This is a genomic window from Pantoea sp. (genome assembly GCF_028283705.1).
Classification (GTDB): domain Bacteria; phylum Pseudomonadota; class Gammaproteobacteria; order Enterobacterales; family Enterobacteriaceae; genus Pantoea.
Map to the genome: position 1 here is coordinate 104,781 of NZ_JAPWKD010000003.1, position 21,393 is coordinate 126,173.

Below are 21,393 nucleotides of genomic sequence, written 5' to 3' on the forward strand. Positions count from 1 at the left end.
TTAGTGCTATTTAAAATCAGATTAAGTATTCATCTACACCCAGAACATTTGTCTCAATGTTTTTGTTCATTAAAGATAACCATTCAAATTTATTTGAGGGTCCTCATTAAAGTACCTAACACCATTGTTATGTTAAATAAAATGCATGAGCGTCTACTCCATGCTGCGCGAATCTGCAACCTTTTATCTTTGATGTTGTTGCTTGAAACAACATCAAAGATGAAAAATTTCACATTGACCAATGTACCCTTCAACGAGAGTGAGATAAGTGAATATAGCAGGACTATTTTTTCGTAGATACTCGGATGATAGTTCAATTTCGTTACGGGGTGCCGCGATTATTTTATTGAAATCCAATGGGCCTGAGAATTCAAGAATATCAATTGTGAAAGAGTACAAGGCTATTATAGTATCAGCGAGCTCCTCGTTGTTTAAAAATCGCATCGACAGCTCAAAATCACGATGTTTGAAAAACGCGTAGTACATAGAAACCGGCCATTTTATACACAGCAATTTTGATATTTCATTAAGACTGGAATCTATTTCGATCAATGCTCTCGCTTGTTCTTTGAGTTGGTCTGAATTTACACTATTTAATCGTGTAAGACTTTCCGATATCAGTAAAATGTTCTCATTCAATCGATTGATAAATGAGCAATTGGGTTCATAAGATGCCCCCTTTTGTGGAGATGATTCGCTGAAGAGCATGCGATAAAGATGAACAGAGTAATCTATTTTAAATTTTTTTATTTCTCTTCTTACAGCATCCACCTCTACTTCGATAAACTGTTCGGGAAGGTTATTAAAAAACTCAACAGCAAATTTTTGTTGGCTGTAAAAACTGTCAACAATGTTTTTATTCCTTGCTTCTTGTATCTGTAAATCAATCTGGGTCGTCCTGTGCATATTGTTTACAATGATCACTAAAGGAATTGTAAGGGAAAAAATACCTATAGGTAATTTACTAATCTCCAGGAAGTGTTCAAAACCCTGAGCATCAAACTGTGGTGTATACCCGTACCAACAAAACAAACCAAAATAAATCGACGAGAGTACTGGCACTCTCAGGGTTTGCCTGAATAAATATTGAGATGTCAAGGGTTTGCCACTCATTTTGAATGCTTTCCGGGTGAAGAAAAGAAATGCTTCCACAGCCAGGTAAGTGAAGTAGATGCTTAAGCATAGTAATGAGTTTCCATATGAATTATGGTCTGTGATAAGTAGTGGCAAAATTAATCCTCTCAGTTAAGAATTGTATTGCTGTTGGGCAAATTACAAGCCTGCCATGGCAATCATGATAATCAGTGTGGGAATTGATAATTCTAAAGTACGCTTGTAAAATTCATCGCAGTATCTAAATAAATAACCCTCCCCGCTCTGATGAACGGAGAGGGTTTTAGTATCATTATATATGCATTGTTATCCAATCAAATTAGATAGTACATTTACCTCCATGCCGTAATAGTGGGCCCGCTCAATTAACCTGCCCGTCTTTGGCAATTGAGTTAAAGGATAATGCTGACGGTAGGGATATTGCCTTCCAAGCAGAGTATATTTACGTTGTCCAAAACTGTGATATGGCAACAGGTCTACTCCTTCGAAGCTGGGACTGCTTTCTGTCATACGCCTGATAGTCATCATCAAAGCGTCAGCTTCTTTGGCAGTATCATTGATAAACGGAATAACCGGAATACGTAGCCTTATCGGAACATCTTCTCTCAGTAATCGTTTCAGATTTGACAGTACAGAACGGTTACTGACGCCGGTATAACGTTGATGTGAAACATCATCTACCATTTTCAGGTCATACAATATCAGTTTGCTGGCTTCGCAAACCCGCCAAAGACTTCTCCATGAAGCAAAACCGGCTGTTTCAATCGCTCCGTGTATGCCGAACTGACTTGCGCTCTGCAGCAGAGCGCGTGCAAACTCAGGTTGCATCGCGACTTCCCCTCCGCTTAGCGTCATACCACCACCGGAGGTTCTGTAGTGCAGTTCATCTGACAACACCTGCTTTATGACCGAATCAACCGTCATTTTCTGACCAGACAGTCGGAATGCATTTGCAGAACACTGAATCTCTGACGGCCACCTTTCAACGTCATAACCATTCATGCCGTTACGTGCGGGACACAGCAATCTGCATTTTGCCCGGTACGTGTTACAGCGTTGTTGATCGAACAATATCTCTGCTTCAGAACTCTGGCTCTCCGGATTGGCGCACCAGATGCAGGACATTTGGCAGCCCTTCAGGAATACAACCGTCCTGACACCAGGACCATCATGCAGTGAGAAGCGCTGGATGTTCATCACCTGACCGGAGTGAATCTCGGGCTTCTTTTCACAGTTTACTGAGCACTGTTCGGCTGATAATTTCATCCTGCACCTCACGGCTGAGTTCAACAAAGAACGCGCTATAACCGGCAACTCTGATCATCAGATTACGATAAGAGGCCGGATCCTTCTGAGCCTTAAGCAAGGTCTCATTATCGATATAGCTGAACTGCATCTGACCATTCCCGGCCAGACTTGCACTGCGCAGCAGCGAAATAACACCCTGTGTCCCTGCTTCGTTATCCAGCACGCCGTGCATCAACTTAAAGTTATGAACCATCCCAATCTCCATCTCCTCCACATTGATACGACCAATGGAGTTGATAATGGCTGTCGGCCCGGCGAAATCAGTTTGTTGTGATGGGCTGATGCCATCAGCCAGCGGCGCACCTGATAATCTGCCGCTCGGCAAAGCCCCCGTAATCATACCGAACGGGGTGTTATTTGAGATGGAGAGTGTTCCATGGGAGAAGGGGCCGAAGAGCATTCGATACTGTCGATGCATCGCTTCTGTAAAGTGAATAAGATCGCGGGCAATCTCATCAACATGTGCAATATCGTTCCCGAATTTGCTCGCATTAAGGCATGCCGTATGCAGTGCGTCATAACCTTCAAAGTTAGCCTTAAGAGCCTGAACCATCTCTTCCGGACTGGCGAGGCGTTTCTCATACACAACTTCTCGCATTGCCATCATGGAGTTAGCGTAATCAGCCATACCGGTCCAGATCAGACCCGGGCCATTATTGATCATTGCACCACCGTGCATCACATCTTTTGCCTGCTCCATACAGCCTTCAGTCAGACAGGAAATCAGGGGTTTTGGCGCATAGCGCTGATGCAGTTTCTGAACGATAAGCGTGGCTTTTGCCGCCAGTTTAACGATATAAGACAACTGTTCTTTGACGGCTTGCTCAAACTGCTCGTAAGTCACAAAACTGGCCATCTCCCCTGTTTCAGGTCCCATTTGCGCGCCGGTTGCCGTTTTACCATTATTCATGGCAAGTTCGATGGCTCCGGTAAAAGTGGTGTATCCAACGGATGTCCATTGATATATCCGACCTGCGCGTTGTGGCTCCACGCATCCCATCAGGCAATAATCGCGCGCATCGTCGTAGTCAAATCCCTTACGCAGCATCATCTTGATATGGGCATCATCGAAATGGCAGGCTGGGAAACCGATGCCGGACTTAATCACATCGACAATTTCAAGCATGAAGTCATGAGGCGTTTTGTTGTGAATACGCACGGCCAGACCTGGCTGGTAAATGCCCAGTTTTGCAGAGCAACGCATAATCATTTTTGACAGCAGGTTAGTCGCATCTCCACCTTCGCGCTTTTGTCCCCCAACAACGAGGTTAACGAAGGGCTGATATCCCGCGAAGTACATGGAGGTTTTCTTGCTACAGATCCACATGATCTCCGACATTTTGATCATCCAGCAGCACAGTAACTCTTCCGCCTGAGTTTCTGTCAAAGCACCGGACTTCAGCTCCGCAGATAAATATGGCCACAGGTACTGATCGGCACGGCCTAATGAAATCCCTGTCTGATTCTCTTCAAGAATAAAGAGTGATTGCAGGAACCAGATGGATTGCAAGGCCTCGTGAAACGTTTGCGGCGGGTTTGCAGGTACGCGACGACAGATCTCAGCGAGTGTTTTCAACTCCTGCTGACGTTCCGGTGTGGCGGCGCTTTTACTCAGTTCGTCGGCATATCTGGCATACCGAAGCGCGTATTCCATCACTCCGTTGCAGGTTTCAATAACTGACTGGTAATAGGTTCGTTTCTCCCGATCGGCCGCATCGGTATCTGCAAGCTTCGACAGGGCGTCAACAGCCTGCTGACGCACGCCTTTAATACCATATTTAAGCAAAATAATGTCATAGCCCGGGCAGGTATCGCCCCCACCGTTTTGCGTTTTAATAGAAACGTCACAGATGCCTTCATCATTTACCCAGGACCAGAGTCCTTCGTGTTTTAATTGCGTTTCTGCCATTTCATCCAGTGAGCGTCCTTTCCAGAAGGGAAAAACCTGCTCTCTTAAAACGCGCTTTGTTTCTTCCGTGATCTGATAGGGGTCCTGGGAGCGAGTTGACATCGTATCCAGCTCATCCTCTACCCAACGCCATGATATTTCCGGGGAGATTTCGCCACCGCGGGCACCGCCCGCAGGATGGCTGATAATCAGTTCTCCCTCTTCAATAACAAGAGGTGCTGAATGGCATGCACGGCGAAATGCCAGAGATCTGAGCAACAGCATCGGCAAACCCGGAGCTTCACGATAAACCTCAGTGACAGCCAGCGCTCTTGAAGGAGAAATAAAAGGGCGTGCGGACAAATAACGTGATTTTAAATTTTCCACGCGTTCTGTTAACTTAATATCTTTCACTGGAATACTCCCATTGTGATACAACCAACGATAATAAAAATAAGGCCTACAATTCCAACATTATCTAACTTCTTCCCATAAAGAACCTTGTCAGCTAAAGCAACAAATGTTACCCCTGCACCACACCAGAGAGCGTGAATTACACCGCCCGATGCACTGAGGTTCATTGCCTGGCTTAATGCGTAAAAACACACGCAGAAACTGGCGATAGATAAAATCGTTGGAATAATTCTTGTAAATTCCTTTGTTTTAACCAGAAAGCTTGCCCCCACCGTTTCAAATATAACGGCTGCCGCAAGCCACGGTAAAATGAGCGGGAAGTTACCCATAGGTTACTCCTTCGTTATTACTCTTCGACAGGAGGTTAATAACAAGGACGCCGATGATGATGCATGCAATCCCAATAATGCTCATAAAGTGCAGTTTTACACCCCAGAATGTTACGGTCAGTATGGTGTTCAGAAAAATACCAATACCTGTCCACATGGCATAAGCAATCCCTAATGAAATAAAGCGAATGGCTTTAGTAAGGAAAAAATAAGATGCCATAAAGCCTATAAGTGCAGTGATGGCAGGTAACGGCCTGCTCATGCCTTCAGACAGGATCAACATATTGGTGGCAAATATCTCGATAACAATTGCTATCCCGAGAAAGAGATAGCTGCTTTTTTGTTGCATGATTTCCTCTTCGTCTTGATTAAAATGGATATTCAGAGTGCTAACATAAAGCACCATTCCCTATTACATGACCTTAAACATTGTGACCGTTTTCATTTCACGTGCTCAGGCTACCCGGCAGAACATACCACTAGGTATCTTAAGCTTCAATGGTGATTTTGATGAGATCTTTTAAGGTTAATTATGTCGCTAATAATAAAATTTAATTTAATTCAATAATGTGCATCTGTAATGCAGTTAAACTTCTGACGTAAATTTTTTGGATCTAATGATGAATTCAATTTTTTGATGCTCTTTTGTTTAATGTTTGTTTATTTTGATGAGGTGCTGATTTGAAGTTAACATTCTTTCTGTTCTTAAAAACTGCGCTTATGAAGGCGTTAAAGCTTTTTCTCTTCATCAAAGTGTCTAAGTGGTAGCATAGGGAACAGTGTGTCGGCTAAACAGGAAACACTTATGACAACGGCTTATAACAGGAAAAAAGAACCAGAACGTATTCGTCGGGCACTGATTGAAAGTTCCGCGCGAATGGCTGCACAAATAGGTTTCGCAAAACTGTCCCTACAGATGGTTGCGGATGCCGTTGGTGTGACAAAAGGTGCTTTTTTTCATCACTTTCCTAACAAAGAGGCGTTAATTAAAACCGTGGTTGAAGAACTGGTCTCAATGCTCGATGAGGAGATTGATGCCCTACTCAATGTGGACGAACAGCAGCGAGGCCGGTTCACTTCAGCCTATATCCAGGTGCTGCTGAATCCCTCCCCAGAAGGTCATTTCTGGGCAGTTTTCACGCCTACGCTTTTGCAGGATGAAAACATCAATAAAGCGTGGAATCAGTGGCTGGAAAGACGACTGGAGAAGCATCGCGCGACAGATGACGGTGTTGAATTTGAAGTTTTAAGGTATGCAGCAGATGGGGCGTGGATCTCGGCTCCGGGCAAGACTACCCCCAATAAATCCAGTCGCGATCTCATCCGTACCCGTCTGACTGAAATGACTTCAAAAATTTCAGCTTTCTAATCAATTTGTTGTGCCGACCACTCTACATTAAGTGGTCGGTACAATGTCTTACAGAGCTATGCTGTCACTCAAAGTACCTCTCGATAATATTCTCTTTTTCAATAAATAAATGATTCTTCAATTTCTGAAGATCATACCTGTTGATGGTTCATTAAGATACCTAGAGGTATCTTAATGTCTTGTTTCAATCAAACTCATTTTTAATCTCTAAGCTGGAAAAGGTAATTATATGAATTGGATATTTTTATTTATTGCTGGTCTGTTAGAAATAGGTTGGCCAGTAGGTCTGAAGATTGCACAGAACCCACAAAGCCGATTGATGGGAATTGCAATTGCGGGATTTTTTATCTGCAGTAGCGGTGTTTTTCTGTGGATGTCCCAGAGAACGATTCCTGTTGGAACCGCATATGCCATCTGGACCGGTATTGGTGCCGTTGGGACATTCCTTGTAGGCATTTATTTCTATGGCGACTCAAGTTCTCTGGTTCGTTATTTAGGCGTTTTACTCTTAGTGTCAGGCATCATCACACTAAAACTGGCTCAGTAGTGACGTCAGCACTTATGCATTTACCCGGCAGGAGAACGGTTTAGTCTGGAAAGTTTTCAACCGGGTATTATTTTCAGGCGGTTGATATGTATTTTTATCGATTAGTCATTGTCCTTTTCATTATGTCCGTTTCCGGCTGTGACAGAAAAAGTAATGACGTAGAGAAGGCTCCCTTAGTAGTAAAAACTATCACTGTTACACAACTGACGGCACCTTTTTCACACTCTTTTCCTGCAAAGGTATTCGCGGGAGTTCGCACCCCTCTTGCGTTTAAGTTCGGAGGTAAAATTGAGTATCTCCCCTACAGGGAAGGCGATGTCGTGAAAAAAGGCGATGTTATTGCTGAGTTAAATAAGACTACCTTGATGCATCGTATCGCCGAGCTTAAAAGTCAGTATCAAACGACGCAGCGTCAGTATGAGCGTTATTCCGTGCTTTCTAAGCAACACATCATTTCCGAATCTGAAATGGATATACATAAGCACCAGCGTGATTCAGCCAGAATCACACTCAAACTCGCGCAATCTGAGATGAGTGATATGTCTTTGAAAGCGCCCTACGATGGTACGATCTCACAGATAATGAAAAAGAACCATCAGGTTATTACCAGTGGTGACCCCATCCTCACCATGAATAACATGGACAATATGGATGTGCTATTCAACGTGCCTGAACGTGTCATGAGCCGTTTTCATCATCCGGATAAAGAACTCGCGTATGATATAGAGTTCAGCTCTCTGCCTGGTGTAAATTTTCCTGCGAAATATAAAGAGCATGCCAGCACCAGTAGTCACAATGATATGAACTGGCTGATAACATTAACGTTACCACGCCCTGCTAAAATCGTTTCCCTGAGTGGATTGTCAGGGAGAGTCACTCTCAGACCTCTCTCGACAAACCTGGGGGAAAACAATTACCCCGTTCTGGTACCTGTTGATGCCATTTTCAATCCCGATTCAGGCCCTAAGGGAAAAGCTTTTGTGTGGGTGTTGAATAAGGTTGATGGAAAATATTATGTCGATAAACGCGCTGTAGAGACAGGAACCATCACCGGCCACTGTATCGAAATTAAACATGGCCTGTCATCAGGTGAATCCGTCGTTGTCACGGGGGTTTCTGTTTTAAAACAGAAACAACAGGTACGGGTCTGGCAACAGGAAATTCAGCTATGATCAATATTATTCGTCAATTTCTGAATGACAATATAAGAATCTGGCTGGTAATCCTCCTGTTGAGCATCGGGGGGATCATCTCATTTCTGAATATTTCACGTCAGGAAGATCCGCTTTTTACCATAAAAACAGCGGTCATTATGACAGCTTATCCTGGAGCTTCGGCCAGACAGATAGAACAACAGGTCACCCGCCCATTAGAGCAGGCACTTCAGCGCTTGCCGTATGTGGAAAAAATCCGCTCTATTTCAGGAAATGGCCTGTCACAGATTACGCTCCAGGTTCTTCCTGAGTACTCTTCTCAACGCCTTCCCCAGATATGGGATGAAGTACGCAATAAAATTGAAGATGACGCAAGGCTGCTACCTGAAGGTGTTTCAAAACCTTTGGTGATGGACGATTTCGGTGATGTCTATGGCTACTATTTCTCGCTCTCCGGTGAGCATTATTCTCTCAAAGAGCTGAATGACTATGCGGAATATATCCGTCGTGAACTGATGCTGGTCCCTGGCGTCAGCAAAGTCATTATTGCGGGGCAGGCAACGGAAGAAGTACATATTGAGACGACACCGGAGACACTGGCGCACCATGGTCTTACGCCTAACCAGCTAGCCGCTCAGATCGCTGACAGCAATGGTGTGGTTGATTCAGGAAAAATGAGGGTGAATGGAAAAGTCCTGCCAGTTCGTCCTACCGGTCAGATACATTCACTGAAGGACTTTGGCGATATATTTATCTCTCCGCCTGGAAGTGCTCAATCTGTTCAACTACGTGATATCGCGACGATTTCAAGAGGGGTAACGGCTACTCCAGAGAATCGATTCTATGCCGATGGAATTCCGGCCATCACCGTAGGGGTGGCAACTAAGCCTAATGTGAACGTAATTGAAGTCGGTAAACGCGTAGAAGCCGTGATGGCTGGATTAATGGCCGCGAAACCCGCAGGCATGCATTTTTCTTTGTTTTATGACCAGTCAAGTGCCGTTAACACTGCAGTAAATGGATTTATTCTCAATTTCGTCATGGCGATCGTGATTGTCCTGGTGACACTGGTTTTAATCATGGGGTTACGCAATGGGATTGTCATCGCGGCCTCACTGGCTATCAACGTGTTAGGTTCATTACTCATCATGTATGTTGCTGGTATTGATCTTCAGCGTGTTTCGCTTGGGGCCATGATTATTGTGCTCAGTATGCTGACAGACAATGCTATTGAGATGGTTGAAGGTGTCAGGGTGGGACGAAGTCTGGGGAAAAATGTTGTCGACGCCATTTTATGGAATATAAAGCGCACTGCTTTCCCCTTATTTGGGGCCACAATCATTGCAATACTGGCATTTGCCCCTATTGGATTATCTCAGAACTCGACCGGTGAGTACTGTCGGTCATTATTCCTGGTGCTGATGATTGCTTTGCTTCTGAGCTGGGCTACATCACTAACCCTGACTCCGGTATTTATCAAATGGGCATTTTCGAAGTCAACCCCCATTGATGCATCGGGTAAAGTGCAACGCGGGCGAGTGATCGAAGGTTATCGGCACATCCTCGAGATTTCACTCAATCATAAAGCGAAAACATTGATGGGGATGGCGTTGCTGCTGGCCCTGTCTGTGTATGGTTTTTCACACGTTCGCCAAAACTTCTTTCCCTCTACGTCGATGCCGGTCCTGTTTGCCGATCTCTGGTTACCACAGAATACGGATATCAGGCAGACTTCAGCGATGGCGAAACAGATTGAATCGTTTGTACGAAGCCAGGCTGGTGTAGACAGTACTTTAACCACTATTGGACAGGGTGGAATACGTTTTACACTGACCTACAGCGGGCAGCGACGCTATGATAATTATGCGCAAATTATGATAAAGACGAAGTCACTGGATGACACCCATCGTCTGCTGAACTCCCTTGGCGTAACACTGCAGCATAAGTTTCCGGAAGTGAATGCGAACATAAAACGCATCATGTTCGGCCCCTCGAACGACAGCTCGATTGATATTCAGTTTTCGGGTCCGGACCCCGATGTGTTAAGGAAATTAGGAAACCAGGCTCAGTCAGTTCTGCTCAGCACTCCTAATGTTATTGCCGTCAGGAATGACTGGCAGGAGCGCAGCAAAGTACTGATACCTCACATCAATAACGATCTTGCCCTTATGTTAGGGGTAGACAAGCGTGAGGTAGACCGGGCATTAAAAATGAACTTCGGCGGGAGTGTCATTGGCGTGTGGAACGATGAATCTCATACCCTTCCCATCGTGCTTCGTCCTCCTGAAACTCTAAGCCACGACGCCAGTCAGCTTCAAAATATGATGGTCTGGAGCCGTGTCCAACAGCGTTATATTCCTCTGTTGAGCGTGATGAGTGAAGACACTATTGGATGGGAAGATCCAGTGATCATCCGGGAAAACAGGATACGCACACTCTCAGTGTTAGCTGATCCAGACCCTGCATCTGGCAAAACACCGGCTGAAATCGTCAATATCATCTCACCTGCGATAAATGCCATTCAGTTACCTGAGGGGTACCATCTCAAATGGGCAGGTGATGTCGATGCTTCGTCATCGGCCAGCAAACAGTTGTTCCGGATCCTGCCGCTTGGATTTCTTTCAATGTTTGTCATCACGGTATTGATGTTCAGTTCGGTGAGAACCGCCATAGCCATCTGGCTTACCATACCATTGGCCTTGATTGGCGTTACGGCTGGTTTCCTGCTCACGGGTATTCCCTTCGGTTTTATGGCGTTGATCGGGCTGCTCAGTCTGAGTGGGATAATGATCCGAAGTGGCATCGTACTGGTCGATGAGATACATCGTCAGTCTGACAGCAAAGCACTTCGCCTTGCTGTGATGGATGCAGCTACAGCGCGTTTTCCCATCATGATGACAACATTTATTTCTGTTTTTGGTCTTGCTCCGTTACTGCGTGATGGCTTCTTCCAGAGTATGGCTGTGGTGATTATGGGGGGCCTGGGCTTTGCCATTGTTTTGATCTTGTTCGTTTTGCCTGTTCTCTATGAAGCATTTCATAATAAGAACGGGACGAAAGGGGATCAGTGATGATGGTTAAAGATTTCTATCGCCCACTTTACTACTGGCCAGTGTTATTAGCAGGGGTATTGGTGACAGGACTCATGTTAATCAATGATGCCTTCTCCATGATACTGATAGCCATTGTGATCACTCTACTTTTGCAACCTGCTGTAAGATTTCTGACAAAGTCAGGTATACCGAGGGTTGCATCAGTGCTTTTGGTGGTAAGCGGTATTGCGGTTATTTTCACTGTCGGAATGATACACATGGCTGTTATTATTCCGGAGCTGGTGAAGACAACACAAATGTTGCCCGAAATCATAAACCAGTCTATTCAGCTGGTCAGCACATGGTTGAGCCCGGTTGGTATCTCTACAGAATCCATGACCTTTTTTACACTCATAGATAATCTGCCTTTGAAGACGATATTAAGTGGGGTCGCCTCATTCTTTTCTGGCATGCTTGGAGCTACGCTAAAGTTATTCCTGCTGGTCTTCTTTATGCTTTATGAGTACCCGCTTGCAGTAAACTGGTGTATCCGAACCAGTAGAAAATACCCCGACTGTGGGAGAACATTGGAACGGTGTATTCATCAGATTGTACTTTACTTCGGTATCAGAACATTGATGGGTATTATTGGTGGGGGGATCGTCTGGGGGACTTTACATTCTTATCATCTGAATTATGCATTCGAATGGGCGATCCTGGCCTTTCTGCTGAATTATGTTCCTATAGTCGGTGCATTCATATCAACGGTCCCTCCCCTTGTTCAGTGCTTTATTTTCAGTGGTGTCGGCGATGCACTGGCTATTCTGCTGATCTTTACTGTGGCAACAATTCTGATGGGCTGCCTGGTGGAGCCTTTGCTTGTTGGACGACAGCTTTCCATCCCATTGACGGTTCAGATGCTGTCGCTGATTCTCTGGCCGGTATTGTTTGGCACAACAGGGGTTCTATTGGCGATACCGTTGACGTTAATGTTGATGAGTATTTTCAGTATCTGGAAGTCTGGATGTTGTTAAATAACCCATAATATTCAGGTTCACTTAGCGGACCTGAATATTATTCATAACAAAATAATTAACACGATATAATTTAAAATGTACTTACCATTTATCCCCAAAAATGTCGTCATACACCGGTGGGTTAAATTTCATAATGCCAGCACAGGGTGTAAAGGTGAATTCATTAAAGTAAGGTTTGTCATCCACGATAAACCAGTCGACACGGCAATAATCGGTGCCAATTTTAGACAAAAGCATTTGTGTAAGTGGTTTTAATTTGTCAAAAGCATCGGGGATACAGACTTTTCCCCTGTAGTTATCGCCCTCTACTTTTACATCAAGTAGCGTCCAGTCTGGTGTGTAAATGTTAATGCATTCTTTATTTTTGTCCAGTATATCGACCTCAATGAATTCCACTTTCCCATGAAAACAATGTAATCGATAGAGCTCAGGGTAATGTCTTTCTTTAGCGTAGCCCTTAGCATCAAGATAAGTTTCGCAGAATATTTCCGGAACAATGTCTTTATAATGATTCTCCCTTCGCGCGTAATACATGTTTCTGCCAAGAAAAAAGTTCAGCCTGCTTTTGGCCTTTCTTACGTTAAGTTCTCTTTTCTTACTGCATATCAAAGTACTACCACTATCGTGATTACACTTCAAAACAAACTGCTCTGGTAGCATGGAGAAAGGAATATCTCTTACCCGCAGCCATGAACCTAACAACGGAACCACATACTGGCTACCAATTGCCTCCGCCACAAAATCTTTGGCATAAACTTTGTCCGCCAGGAGAGTATAAATTTTTGCATGGTCATAAAGCATGCGGGACAGTACTTTTTCATTAAATTTTTTTGGATTCTCCAGATCCGGATTGTAGCCAAAGTACTCCCTGAACCGCCTTTTTTGATAACGTAAATCACTCGTTAACATAACGCGTATAGCTTTTAGCTTAAACTCGAGACTTTTTAAATACCATTTCATTTTTCATAACCCTAAACAGGCTCCAGAACTAATGTCGATAGTGGGAATCTTAGTTAAAACATACCATATGGTATGTTTAATTTTAATTATCAGCGTTTTCACATTATTGTTTTCGATCAATATTTTATTGTTTTTTTAAATGGTATATCCATGCGGACTTAAAATATCAATGAAGTTTAAACGGAAACGGGAATTATTGGTTGAAATGATGTTATCGTTGTTAAATATATTGAACATGGTAATGATAAAAAGCATTAATGGTTTTTGTTTTTAGTTTTATTTTTAGTGAGTTATGCGTAATGTTAAATTAAAACTCTCAGAAAACTAAGGTTTTAATTCGAATAAATTCAATGTTGATCTTAAAGATACCAAGTAGTATCTTGATTTCGTTCATTCACGAAATAACAATGGATTGTGTAAAGGAAATAACTTCTAATCCAAATGGCGGCCGATATACCTGATAGGTCAATGGGATTTTGATTGTTAATACCTGACTGTTTCGTGAATGAACTTTTCAACCACAATTACTGTTTCTTTGGAGAATCAATCATGGATTTAGTTCAGACATTAAAAAACCATCCCCTGCAGAAAGAGCTTGGATTTGCACGCAGCGAATATGCTATGCGAGTTACTAAAACACAGCAGCTGATGCGTGAACGAGGTATCGATTTTTTAGTCATTAGCATTACACCAAATCTGGGCTACCTGACGGGTTATGACACAACGATGCCAAGTGGTTACAGCATGGGGATCCTGGGGCAGACAGGTAATGTTCGCCTGCATACCTCTGAACTGGAAGCACCCTGCGCACTTCTGTTCTCTACCATTGAAGACATTGATGTTTACCGCTGGTACGAGTCTACTGATACAGCAACGCAATTAAGTCATATATTGCGTGATTTAGGTGCCAATGGTTGTCGTATTGGTCTGGAGATGGATAATCCCGAGACCTTCGCCAGTGGTGCCATGAACGTGCGCAGCTACCTGCGCATGACCGAGTTGCTTCCGAATGCGACTTTTGTGGATGCAACACATCTGGTGCTTAAAGTCAGATCAATTAAATCACCGGCTGAAATTGAAAAAATGCGTGTTGCCGCGACTTGGTCGTTAGAAGGGCTGATGGCAACAATTAACGCCTGTGAAGAGGGTAAAACTGACACTGAAGTCGTTGGTGAAGGTTATTACGCGCTTAAAAAAGCGGGTTCGGAACTCATGTCCATTGACCCGATGTGTGTTACTGGTCCGCGCACCGGTTATATGCCACACATTCCTTATCGTCGCCACACTCTGGAAAAAGGGCATCCAGTGTACCTTGAGTATACGGGCACTTATGATCGCTATAATGCTCCGACCATGCGTAGTTGTGTTATTGGGCAGCCCAGTGATGGTATCCGCAGACTTTCTGACTCAGCTTTAATGGTTAATGAGTTATTGCTTGAACATATTAAACCTGGACGTACCGGGGATGATATTGCCCAGTTAACTAAAAAAGCGCTTGATCTTGCACCGGAAGGTTCATTCTTCCATGGTTGCTATGGTTATTCTATTGGCATGGGCCATCAACCTGCCTGGACTGAAGCGAATCTTTATATTGCAGAAGGTTCAGAAGAAATTATGCTGCCCAGCATGGCTTTCCATCTGCCTATTTGCATGTGGCATCCAGAAGATAAATATGGCATTGGCTTCTCTGAAAGTATTGTAGTCACGGAGAATGGCTGTGAAATTCTCGGTCCGGGTGAACATCGTGAGCTGATTATCCGTTGATTTCATAATCATGGAAATAAATGCTCAAGGAAGAGCAGCATTTATGTGATTTATTAACTAATGCATTATTCACTCACTTCTTAAATACTTTTTATTTTTGGAATTATTCTGACAAGTGTTTAACTGCCAAACTGTCCTTGGGAATCATGTTTGACACGTAATGTTCTTTAGGTATAACTCAGTTCCTGAGTGTTACGGTGCTTCCCCCGGGAGAAAAGAATGAAGTAATAATTAAACCCGCCTTGCGAGTTTTTAATGCCCTTGATTTGGCTAAACCGCCAATTCTCTTGGTGTTGCAAGCATATGCATGAGACACATTTGACGCCAGGTAATAGGACAGTTTCATCCTCTTCCCTCCAGCCTCAGATGTCCTCTTAATAATAATAACGTTCAACTAGTACAACCCGAATGATACCAACGAGGATAATTCTGTACCGGTCGTGGATGTCCACTGGGTATATGAAAAGATTTCCAGTATCCTTCCCTTAGCCAGTAATTGCACCACGCATTTCTCTACTGAAGTCACGCCTGATGCCTTGAGTCCAGCAATAGCCCCAGAAGTCATTTTATCTGGAGGCGCTGAAAACAGAGTACAGGAGCGGGTAAGACGCTTTTCACCCCCATCGTGACATCTCCCTGAAAAGCGGCAGTTTAAGCAGCGGCCTTTCAGGCGTATATAAGTCAGATGGTCGGAGACGAAAGAACGAATCCGCGGTAATACCCATAGCAACGAAGAACTTGGTAGTTACAGCATCCGGCTTCCACTACTTCAGTACTGGCCTTCCGGACCTGGGCGGCAGCGCTTTTCAGTGGGTAAATGCGGTCCCATGTCTGAGGTTTGCACGGTTTTTGGTGGAGAGGGGCATTGTGGGTTCAAATGACTCCCTGTCGTTAAATAGTAAATTTCGTTTGTTGTAACTAATGGAAGGAGGTGTAATATTTTTACCTGGATTTTAGTATCCGACTCAACTGACGATATTTTGCACTTATCATCGGTTTATACCCCTATGTTATGCCGCCGGCATCAGTTTTTTACATCAGAAATGCACGTCCTCCACCCTCCCCTTCCAGCTCCCGTCGCAATGAACTCAACAGCGTTTTTAGCCTGTTACTCAGATAACCGGTAAATTCAGCACGTCCCAGGGTTCTGTCAAAAACCGTCTGCGGTAAAAAGCGTCACATTTCCGCTTCAAAGTGCCCGTCACTGACTCTCTGGTCAATATTTGCTAGCCGATGTTTTAAAAGTTCACTGTAGTCTGGAATCTGATAGTCCTGAATTTTCCTGCGGATAAGTTCAATATCATAGGCCGCATTCTGCTGGAGTAACCAGGGCAGATCCCATATATCACGGTATCTGAAATATTTTGTTGTAGCGACCAGGGAAATGAGTTTGTCACTCATCACTTCGTTAAGGGTTTCACACATTACCAGTGTGTCAGCGTAGCCATCAGGCAAAACCGTATAATTGCGCGATAACGCCATTGGCACTCTTGTGTAGGCGGGAATATTTGCAATCTCAATCTTGATACGCTGCTTTGGCATATCGCGTCTTCCAGGTGAGGTAGTGACCGATTCCTGCCATTTATCAATCCGAATCTCCTCATAGCCTGGCTCATGGCGTAATTCATTTGGCTCTTTTACGCTGACCTCTAATCCGTAACGTGCTCCCAGATAGTCTTCAATGCAGGTCTTCATGTTCTTCAGATGTGGACCGGAAAACTCAGCTCCCCCCGCAAAATCCAGATCTTCACTGAACCGATTGCCGCCTTAACACAGCCTTAATGAAGTCCCCCCTGAAAAGTCAGATCCTGCAATAAGCCGGCATTATCCAGGCAGTACAGAATGTCGTAGTGTAAAAGCTCTTTCTCTACGACGTTACGCATGCCTTCAAGCTCAGCCGACTCCATTGCTTTACTGACCAGTACGGAAAAATTAACTTTCTGATTCACGGTTTAACTCCGACTCATCGATCAGGTGTGTATTACGCCCTACACGGCGAAGATCCCTGACGGCGGTTGCTACTGTTGCCTGCCGCAAGGGTGAGTTGCCCATATAAGTATCCAGTAAAATCTGTTCAGGCGGTCGCTTCGTATGAGTGAATTCGATCACCCCGAATGGGGTTTTATGTTCTTCAGAGCGCCCGGTCGTCATCACCGTAATTCGCCCAATGGGGATTTGGGAGATGACACCATACGCAGATAACGCTGACTCAAGACTAACGTAGTTGTACTCTCCCCGTCTCAGGGCTAAAACAATGCGCTCAAGCGTATAGGCATCTTTGCTTCTGGCATGGTTGTACACGTATACACCACGAATAGCATGTGAAAGGATGCCATTCTTAACCAGACGATTTAGCCCGGCATTCAATGCCTTTGGATTATCTTCATGGAAATTTTGGCCAAATCGCGAGTGGTAAAGACATAACGCCCTTTCTTATCGAATGCGTTCAGGCGCTCAATTGCAGTCATTCTATCCATCAATAAGTCCTCGCGAATACCATACAACCTTAGTATTCATGTATACATAGGCTCAACTAATCTGTCAGGTAAACATGAAAACCATGTAAATGTGGTATTTACGTGCACTTAATATCCATATGGAACGGTAAGACTGCCGTAATACTGCTGAACACCCTATTGCTTCTTTTAGATTCTCTTTCATCTGACTAAAAGTCAGGAATGTATTGCCAGTAACAGCACCGTGCTGAATGGCTATGTTGGCATCAACAATATCTTTAACCGCGACTACTGGTTCCGCGGTATCGATACCAGCCCATGGGGACGTCAGCCCGCTCCCGGACGTTCTGTCACGGCGGGTGTCAGCCTGAAGTTCTGATAGCAAAAAGCAAGCCCGTTCAGTTGAACGGGCTTGGGTCATCTTAAATTCCGTTCATGATCCCACTCTTGCAGAGATGATTACCATCACCGAACCCGATCTGGAACCTCTCCCTCATAGCAGAACTGACCAGATGCGCATGAATACGCACCTGGCAGAAGTTATCATCTGGAGATGCGCTTTCTTCTCCACCACCACAACAGTACCAAAATGACTGCCACACCCGCTAAAGCCATACCCACACGCGACACCAGCATCAACGGCGATGCTTCCCCACCGGCGCGAAGAGTTTTCACCCGGTCCGTGGTGATCTGCACTTTACTGTGGCCAATGTCCCGCATCACGTAATTTGTAATGTCGGCTATCTGTGCGTCATTGAGCGAACCGGCAAAGGCAATCATGCCCTGATCTTTTTCCGGCCAGACACCCTGCAATACTGCCATCGCCACGTTATCTGCCGTTGGTTTATCCAGCACCGGGTGGTTTTTCAACGCCGGCAGGCCGTTCAGCCCCTCGCCCGCCAGGTTGTGGCAGGCAGCACAGTTATTACGATACAACGCTTCACCACTGCTGATGCTGGCCTGCGGTGTATCATCCCCCTGCACTGGCGTCAGGCCGATCTTCACAACGGCAGCCTGATCAGCCTGATCTCCGGGCAACAGATACACTGCCATGGCGTGACGATCTTCCGGCGTAAGCCGCGAGAAACTTTTATCGATCGCTTCCAGCATCGGCCCGCCAGCGGTAGCACCATTACTGGCGTGCCCGGTCGCAAGATAGTCAGCCAGCATCTGGCGTGTCCAGTGTGATTTACCCTGTAACGCGGTGACGGTGATATCGGGAGCAAACCAGGTGCCCAGTGATGCACCCTGCAAATTTTTCGCCGTCTGTTCCGCCATCAGGAAATTACGTGGCGTATGGCAGGTGCTGCAGTGGGTTAATCCCTGCACCAGATATGCACCGCGGTTCCATTCTGCAGATTGTGCGGCATCAGGCTGGAACGGTTGTTTGTCGAGGAACAGCCAGTTCCACGCTGCCATGCTGAAACGCAGGTTGAACGGGAACGGCAGCGCGGTCTTCTGCGGCTGGACATCCACCGGCTGAACGCCACGCATAAAGTAGGTATAGAGCGCAGCCACATCTTCATCGCTAAGCTTCGCATAGGCGGTATAAGGCATTGCCGGATAGAGTTGACTGCCGTCACCACGCACACCTTCACGCAGCGCAGCTGCAAATTGCGCTTCGCTGTAGTTGCCGATCCCAGCGCTTTTGGACGGCGTAATGTTGGTACTGAAAATAGTGCCCAGCGGGCTGGATATCGCGTGGCCACCGCTGAACGGGGCTTTGCCTTCCTCAGTGTGGCAGGCACCGCAATCCCCGGCTATCGCCAGATATTCTCCACGCTTAATCAGAGCATTTTGATCCTCAGCCTGAGCCTGAGCCTGACTACAGAGCAAAGCCAGCACCCCCGCTGAGAGCAACGCTTTCCATTGCTTAGCCATGTTGCGTCTCCTGCAAAATTTTATCGGCGGTGCGCAATGCCAGCGCCATGGCGGTGAGTGTTACGTTACAGGTGCCAACGGTTGGCATTACGCCAGTACCCACCATAAACAGGTTCTGGTGATCATGCGCGCGTCCCCAGGGGTCGGTCACGCTGGTCGCCGGGTCCAGCCCCATCGACAATGTGCCGGTAATGTGCTGACGATTCGAAAAGCTGCCGCTTTTGCTGTGCTTAATGTTGGTGCCGCCCAGCTTTGCGGCAATGGCGTCATAGCATTCGCGCGTTTTCGCTGCTCCCTTTATCTCATAGTCGCTGACATCCCAGTAAAGGGCTGGTGTGGGCAGACCGAGCGGATCTTTATTGCTGCTCAGCGTGACTCTGTTCTCAGGATTGGGTAACTGCTCCATCGCATTTTTGATACTAAGACGACGGGCCGCACGGAAGCGTATCTGATCCTGTAATTTCTGACCAAATAACCCTTCCGCCAGCACCTCTTTGGTGACTGCCGCCACCTGAGAGGCATTGGAGATATCAATACGGAATGGCGCGTGCTCGCGACGAAAATCGCCGTCACGATACTGCCCAATGGAACACGGACTGACCGGCCCTCGCCCTGGCCAGATTTCCTCATCAACATCAAAAGTGACCCCAATTGCCGGGTGATCGCACAGATTACGTCCGACGTTATCGCGTGCATTAGCGATACCCTGCGGGAACTTATCGCTCACCGACATCAGCAACAGCTTGGGGGTTTCAATCGCGTTAGCCGCCAGCACAAAGGTTTCCGCCGTGACGCGATGGCTTACCTTGTTCCAGTCGTAATAGCTGGCAGCCACAATGTTACCCTGTGCGTCGTGTTCCAGCTGATACACAACCGCTTCGGTGATCACCTGCACACCGCTATCCTGAGCCTGTTGTGCTGCGATACCGCCATGGTACTGCGCATCAATCGGACACACGGGCATGCAGTTATTGTTGCCGCAGCAGGCAGGACGCCCATCATAGCTGTGACTGTTGCGCCCGGTGCTGTCATCCAGCACGGTGAAGTCGGGGGCGAGGCGCGCGGTAACACGCTGCTGCAACCAGGAAGCCGGTACCCGATCCATCGGATAAGGTTTACTGCGAGGTGAGCCGTTGTCCGGCGAGCCGCCCACTCCGGCAATAACTTCCGCCTCATAGTAATAAGGTTCAAGTTCGTCATAGCCGAACGGCCAGTCTTTCCCGACACCATACTGTGACTGCTGGCGGAAATCGTTAGGGACAAAGCGCCATAACTGTGCCGCCCAGTGCCAACTGGTACCGCCAAATATGCGGATATATTGCGCGGCGAAAGGGTGTGGCCCGAGCTGATGAAGGTAACCATCCGGCTCCGGCGTATAGCGTGGTTGCGGTGCCATCGGCGAAAACGGATATGGCGACATAAAATCCGATTTGAATGCGGAGGCACGGAAACGTTCAACCAGTTCGTCACGACCCACTTTCGGGCCGGATTCCAGCAGCAGCACAGATTTACCCGCTTTGGCCAGACGGGTAGCCAGCAGCGAGCCATTGACACCTGCGCCAATCACCACCACATCAGCAGAATTATTTTTATTCATAACGACATTACTCTTTAAAATCAGGGTTGTTGCGCCCAGCTGCCACATTTGCCATACGAGAAGCTCGGCGGCACCAGCTTGTCATTCACCAGTTGGTTGGCGAGCGTATTAACGTAGGTGACATACAATGCATGTTTACCTTTGCCGACCACGCCGTTGTACCAGCCACCAAGGATCGCTTTCGCCAGCTTTTCACTGGCGACGTCACTGGCGGCAAACGTCAGGTGATCCTGTTGCAACAAACCGGGCTGGCTTTGTAGCAGAGCAGTGAGCTGCGTCAGTTCGGCAGTGAACGCCTGCTGGGTCTGATTCAGCGCAATAAATAACGCATGGGCAACGGTGCTATTGAGGTTCTCTTGCTGCGTCAGCCATTGAGACACCTGGATAAAGTTCGCCTGCGCCACGGCATCCGCCTGCGGTTGCGCAGCATTGAGACGCGGCAGTGGCAGCAGATGGCCTGCGGCACTGGTGATGGCCACCAGTCCGGCCATCTTCAGCACGCGACGACGTGAGTAATGCTTCATAGTATTTTCCAGTGGTAGGG

18 protein-coding genes and 1 pseudogene are annotated in these 21,393 nt (G+C 46.2%); 6 read left to right on the forward strand and 13 right to left on the reverse strand.

The window, feature by feature from the left end; translation table 11 throughout:
* Positions 1-213 precede the first annotated feature (213 nt).
* From PW844_RS03115 to PW844_RS03135, 5 genes are all read right to left on the reverse strand, one after another.
* Complete coding sequence (locus PW844_RS03115; protein WP_299447108.1) at positions 214-1,113, reverse strand: hypothetical protein; 900 nt, start codon at positions 1,111-1,113, stop codon at positions 214-216.
* A 306-nt stretch (positions 1,114-1,419) separates the two neighbouring features.
* A complete protein-coding gene (locus tag PW844_RS03120; RefSeq protein WP_299447110.1) occupies positions 1,420-2,379 on the reverse strand; it encodes a glycyl-radical enzyme activating protein in 960 nt (319 codons plus the stop codon).
* The gene (gene cutC / locus PW844_RS03125) at positions 2,342-4,723 is read right to left on the reverse strand and encodes a choline trimethylamine-lyase (RefSeq protein ID WP_299447113.1); all 2,382 of its coding nucleotides are present in this window, start codon (positions 4,721-4,723) and stop codon (positions 2,342-2,344) included. Before cutC ends, PW844_RS03120 begins: the two co-directional genes overlap by 38 nt.
* Complete coding sequence (locus PW844_RS03130) at positions 4,720-5,052, reverse strand: SMR family transporter (RefSeq protein ID WP_299447116.1); 333 nt, start codon at positions 5,050-5,052, stop codon at positions 4,720-4,722. The genes cutC and PW844_RS03130 overlap by 4 nt, the downstream gene beginning before the upstream one ends.
* A complete protein-coding gene (locus PW844_RS03135; protein ID WP_299447119.1) occupies positions 5,045-5,401 on the reverse strand; it encodes an SMR family transporter in 357 nt (118 codons plus the stop codon). Before PW844_RS03135 ends, PW844_RS03130 begins: the two co-directional genes overlap by 8 nt.
* 456 nt (positions 5,402-5,857) lie before the next feature.
* On the opposite strand from PW844_RS03135, the gene PW844_RS03140 reads away from it, so the two are divergent.
* The 5 genes from PW844_RS03140 to PW844_RS03160 all read left to right on the forward strand — a co-directional run bounded on the left by PW844_RS03140 (position 5,858) and on the right by PW844_RS03160 (position 12,188).
* Positions 5,858-6,421, forward strand: coding sequence for a TetR/AcrR family transcriptional regulator (locus tag PW844_RS03140; RefSeq protein WP_299447122.1), 564 nt, complete (start codon positions 5,858-5,860; stop codon positions 6,419-6,421).
* 229 nt (positions 6,422-6,650) lie between these two features.
* On the forward strand, positions 6,651-6,968 hold the full coding sequence (locus PW844_RS03145) for a multidrug efflux SMR transporter (RefSeq protein WP_299447126.1): 318 nt from the start codon (positions 6,651-6,653) through the stop codon (positions 6,966-6,968).
* Positions 6,969-7,054: 86 nt separating this feature from the next.
* Entirely contained in the window at positions 7,055-8,140 is a 1,086-nt protein-coding gene (locus PW844_RS03150) for an efflux RND transporter periplasmic adaptor subunit (protein ID WP_299447129.1), read from the forward strand.
* Entirely contained in the window at positions 8,140-11,193 is a 3,054-nt protein-coding gene (locus PW844_RS03155; protein ID WP_299447182.1) for an efflux RND transporter permease subunit, read from the forward strand. The genes PW844_RS03150 and PW844_RS03155 overlap by 1 nt, the downstream gene beginning before the upstream one ends.
* A complete protein-coding gene (locus tag PW844_RS03160) occupies positions 11,193-12,188 on the forward strand; it encodes an AI-2E family transporter (protein WP_299447132.1) in 996 nt (331 codons plus the stop codon). The genes PW844_RS03155 and PW844_RS03160 overlap by 1 nt, the downstream gene beginning before the upstream one ends.
* 84 nt (positions 12,189-12,272) lie before the next feature.
* On the opposite strand, the gene PW844_RS03165 is transcribed toward PW844_RS03160, so the two are convergent.
* Positions 12,273-13,151 (reverse strand): ATP-grasp fold amidoligase family protein, encoded by an 879-nt coding sequence (locus tag PW844_RS03165; RefSeq protein WP_299447135.1) that lies wholly within the window; start codon positions 13,149-13,151, stop codon positions 12,273-12,275.
* Positions 13,152-13,700: 549 nt separating this feature from the next.
* On the opposite strand from PW844_RS03165, the gene PW844_RS03170 reads away from it, so the two are divergent.
* Positions 13,701-14,915: a Xaa-Pro peptidase family protein gene (locus PW844_RS03170; protein WP_299447138.1), complete on the forward strand. Its 1,215-nt coding sequence runs from the start codon at positions 13,701-13,703 to the stop codon at positions 14,913-14,915.
* Between the two features lie 1,176 nt (positions 14,916-16,091).
* Here PW844_RS03170 and PW844_RS29375 read toward each other — a convergent pair.
* The 7 genes and pseudogenes from PW844_RS29375 to PW844_RS03200 form a co-directional block, all read right to left on the reverse strand.
* Positions 16,092-16,658, reverse strand: coding sequence for a nucleotidyl transferase AbiEii/AbiGii toxin family protein (locus tag PW844_RS29375; protein WP_367187748.1), 567 nt, complete (start codon positions 16,656-16,658; stop codon positions 16,092-16,094).
* A 35-nt stretch (positions 16,659-16,693) separates the two neighbouring features.
* Positions 16,694-16,864 carry a hypothetical protein gene (locus PW844_RS29380; protein ID WP_367187746.1) on the reverse strand — a complete coding sequence of 57 codons (171 nt, stop codon included), beginning with the start codon at positions 16,862-16,864 and terminating at the stop codon, positions 16,694-16,696.
* Positions 16,848-17,392: pseudogene (locus PW844_RS03180) on the reverse strand (hypothetical protein). Before PW844_RS03180 ends, PW844_RS29380 begins: the two are co-directional and overlap by 17 nt.
* Positions 17,393-17,456: 64 nt before the next feature.
* Positions 17,457-17,792 (reverse strand): hypothetical protein, encoded by a 336-nt coding sequence (locus tag PW844_RS03185; protein ID WP_299447141.1) that lies wholly within the window; start codon positions 17,790-17,792, stop codon positions 17,457-17,459.
* 122 nt (positions 17,793-17,914) lie between these two features.
* Entirely contained in the window at positions 17,915-19,252 is a 1,338-nt protein-coding gene (locus PW844_RS03190; protein ID WP_299447144.1) for a cytochrome c, read from the reverse strand.
* Positions 19,245-20,849 (reverse strand): GMC family oxidoreductase, encoded by a 1,605-nt coding sequence (locus PW844_RS03195; protein ID WP_299447147.1) that lies wholly within the window; start codon positions 20,847-20,849, stop codon positions 19,245-19,247. The genes PW844_RS03190 and PW844_RS03195 overlap by 8 nt, the downstream gene beginning before the upstream one ends.
* Positions 20,850-20,869: 20 nt before the next feature.
* A complete protein-coding gene (locus PW844_RS03200; protein WP_299447150.1) occupies positions 20,870-21,373 on the reverse strand; it encodes a sugar dehydrogenase complex small subunit in 504 nt (167 codons plus the stop codon).
* Between the last annotated feature and the right edge of the window lie 20 nt (positions 21,374-21,393).

What these genes read in the sequence shown, in the direction of transcription:
- PW844_RS03115 (WP_299447108.1), bottom strand. Translation starts at nt 1,113, where the DNA reads ATGAGTGGCAAACCCTTGACATCTCAATATTTATTCAGGCAAACCCTG.
- PW844_RS03120 (WP_299447110.1), bottom strand. Translation starts at nt 2,379, where the DNA reads ATGAAATTATCAGCCGAACAGTGCTCAGTAAACTGTGAAAAGAAGCCC.
- PW844_RS03130 (WP_299447116.1), bottom strand. Translation starts at nt 5,052, where the DNA reads ATGGGTAACTTCCCGCTCATTTTACCGTGGCTTGCGGCAGCCGTTATA.
- PW844_RS03135 (WP_299447119.1), bottom strand. Translation starts at nt 5,401, where the DNA reads ATGCAACAAAAAAGCAGCTATCTCTTTCTCGGGATAGCAATTGTTATC.
- PW844_RS03140 (WP_299447122.1), top strand. Translation starts at nt 5,858, where the DNA reads ATGACAACGGCTTATAACAGGAAAAAAGAACCAGAACGTATTCGTCGG.
- PW844_RS03145 (WP_299447126.1), top strand. Translation starts at nt 6,651, where the DNA reads ATGAATTGGATATTTTTATTTATTGCTGGTCTGTTAGAAATAGGTTGG.
- PW844_RS03150 (WP_299447129.1), top strand. Translation starts at nt 7,055, where the DNA reads ATGTATTTTTATCGATTAGTCATTGTCCTTTTCATTATGTCCGTTTCC.
- PW844_RS03160 (WP_299447132.1), top strand. Translation starts at nt 11,193, where the DNA reads ATGATGGTTAAAGATTTCTATCGCCCACTTTACTACTGGCCAGTGTTA.
- PW844_RS03165 (WP_299447135.1), bottom strand. Translation starts at nt 13,151, where the DNA reads ATGAAATGGTATTTAAAAAGTCTCGAGTTTAAGCTAAAAGCTATACGC.
- PW844_RS03170 (WP_299447138.1), top strand. Translation starts at nt 13,701, where the DNA reads ATGGATTTAGTTCAGACATTAAAAAACCATCCCCTGCAGAAAGAGCTT.
- PW844_RS03185 (WP_299447141.1), bottom strand. Translation starts at nt 17,792, where the DNA reads ATGACCCAAGCCCGTTCAACTGAACGGGCTTGCTTTTTGCTATCAGAA.
- PW844_RS03190 (WP_299447144.1), bottom strand. Translation starts at nt 19,252, where the DNA reads ATGGCTAAGCAATGGAAAGCGTTGCTCTCAGCGGGGGTGCTGGCTTTG.
- PW844_RS03195 (WP_299447147.1), bottom strand. Translation starts at nt 20,849, where the DNA reads ATGAATAAAAATAATTCTGCTGATGTGGTGGTGATTGGCGCAGGTGTC.
- PW844_RS03200 (WP_299447150.1), bottom strand. Translation starts at nt 21,373, where the DNA reads ATGAAGCATTACTCACGTCGTCGCGTGCTGAAGATGGCCGGACTGGTG.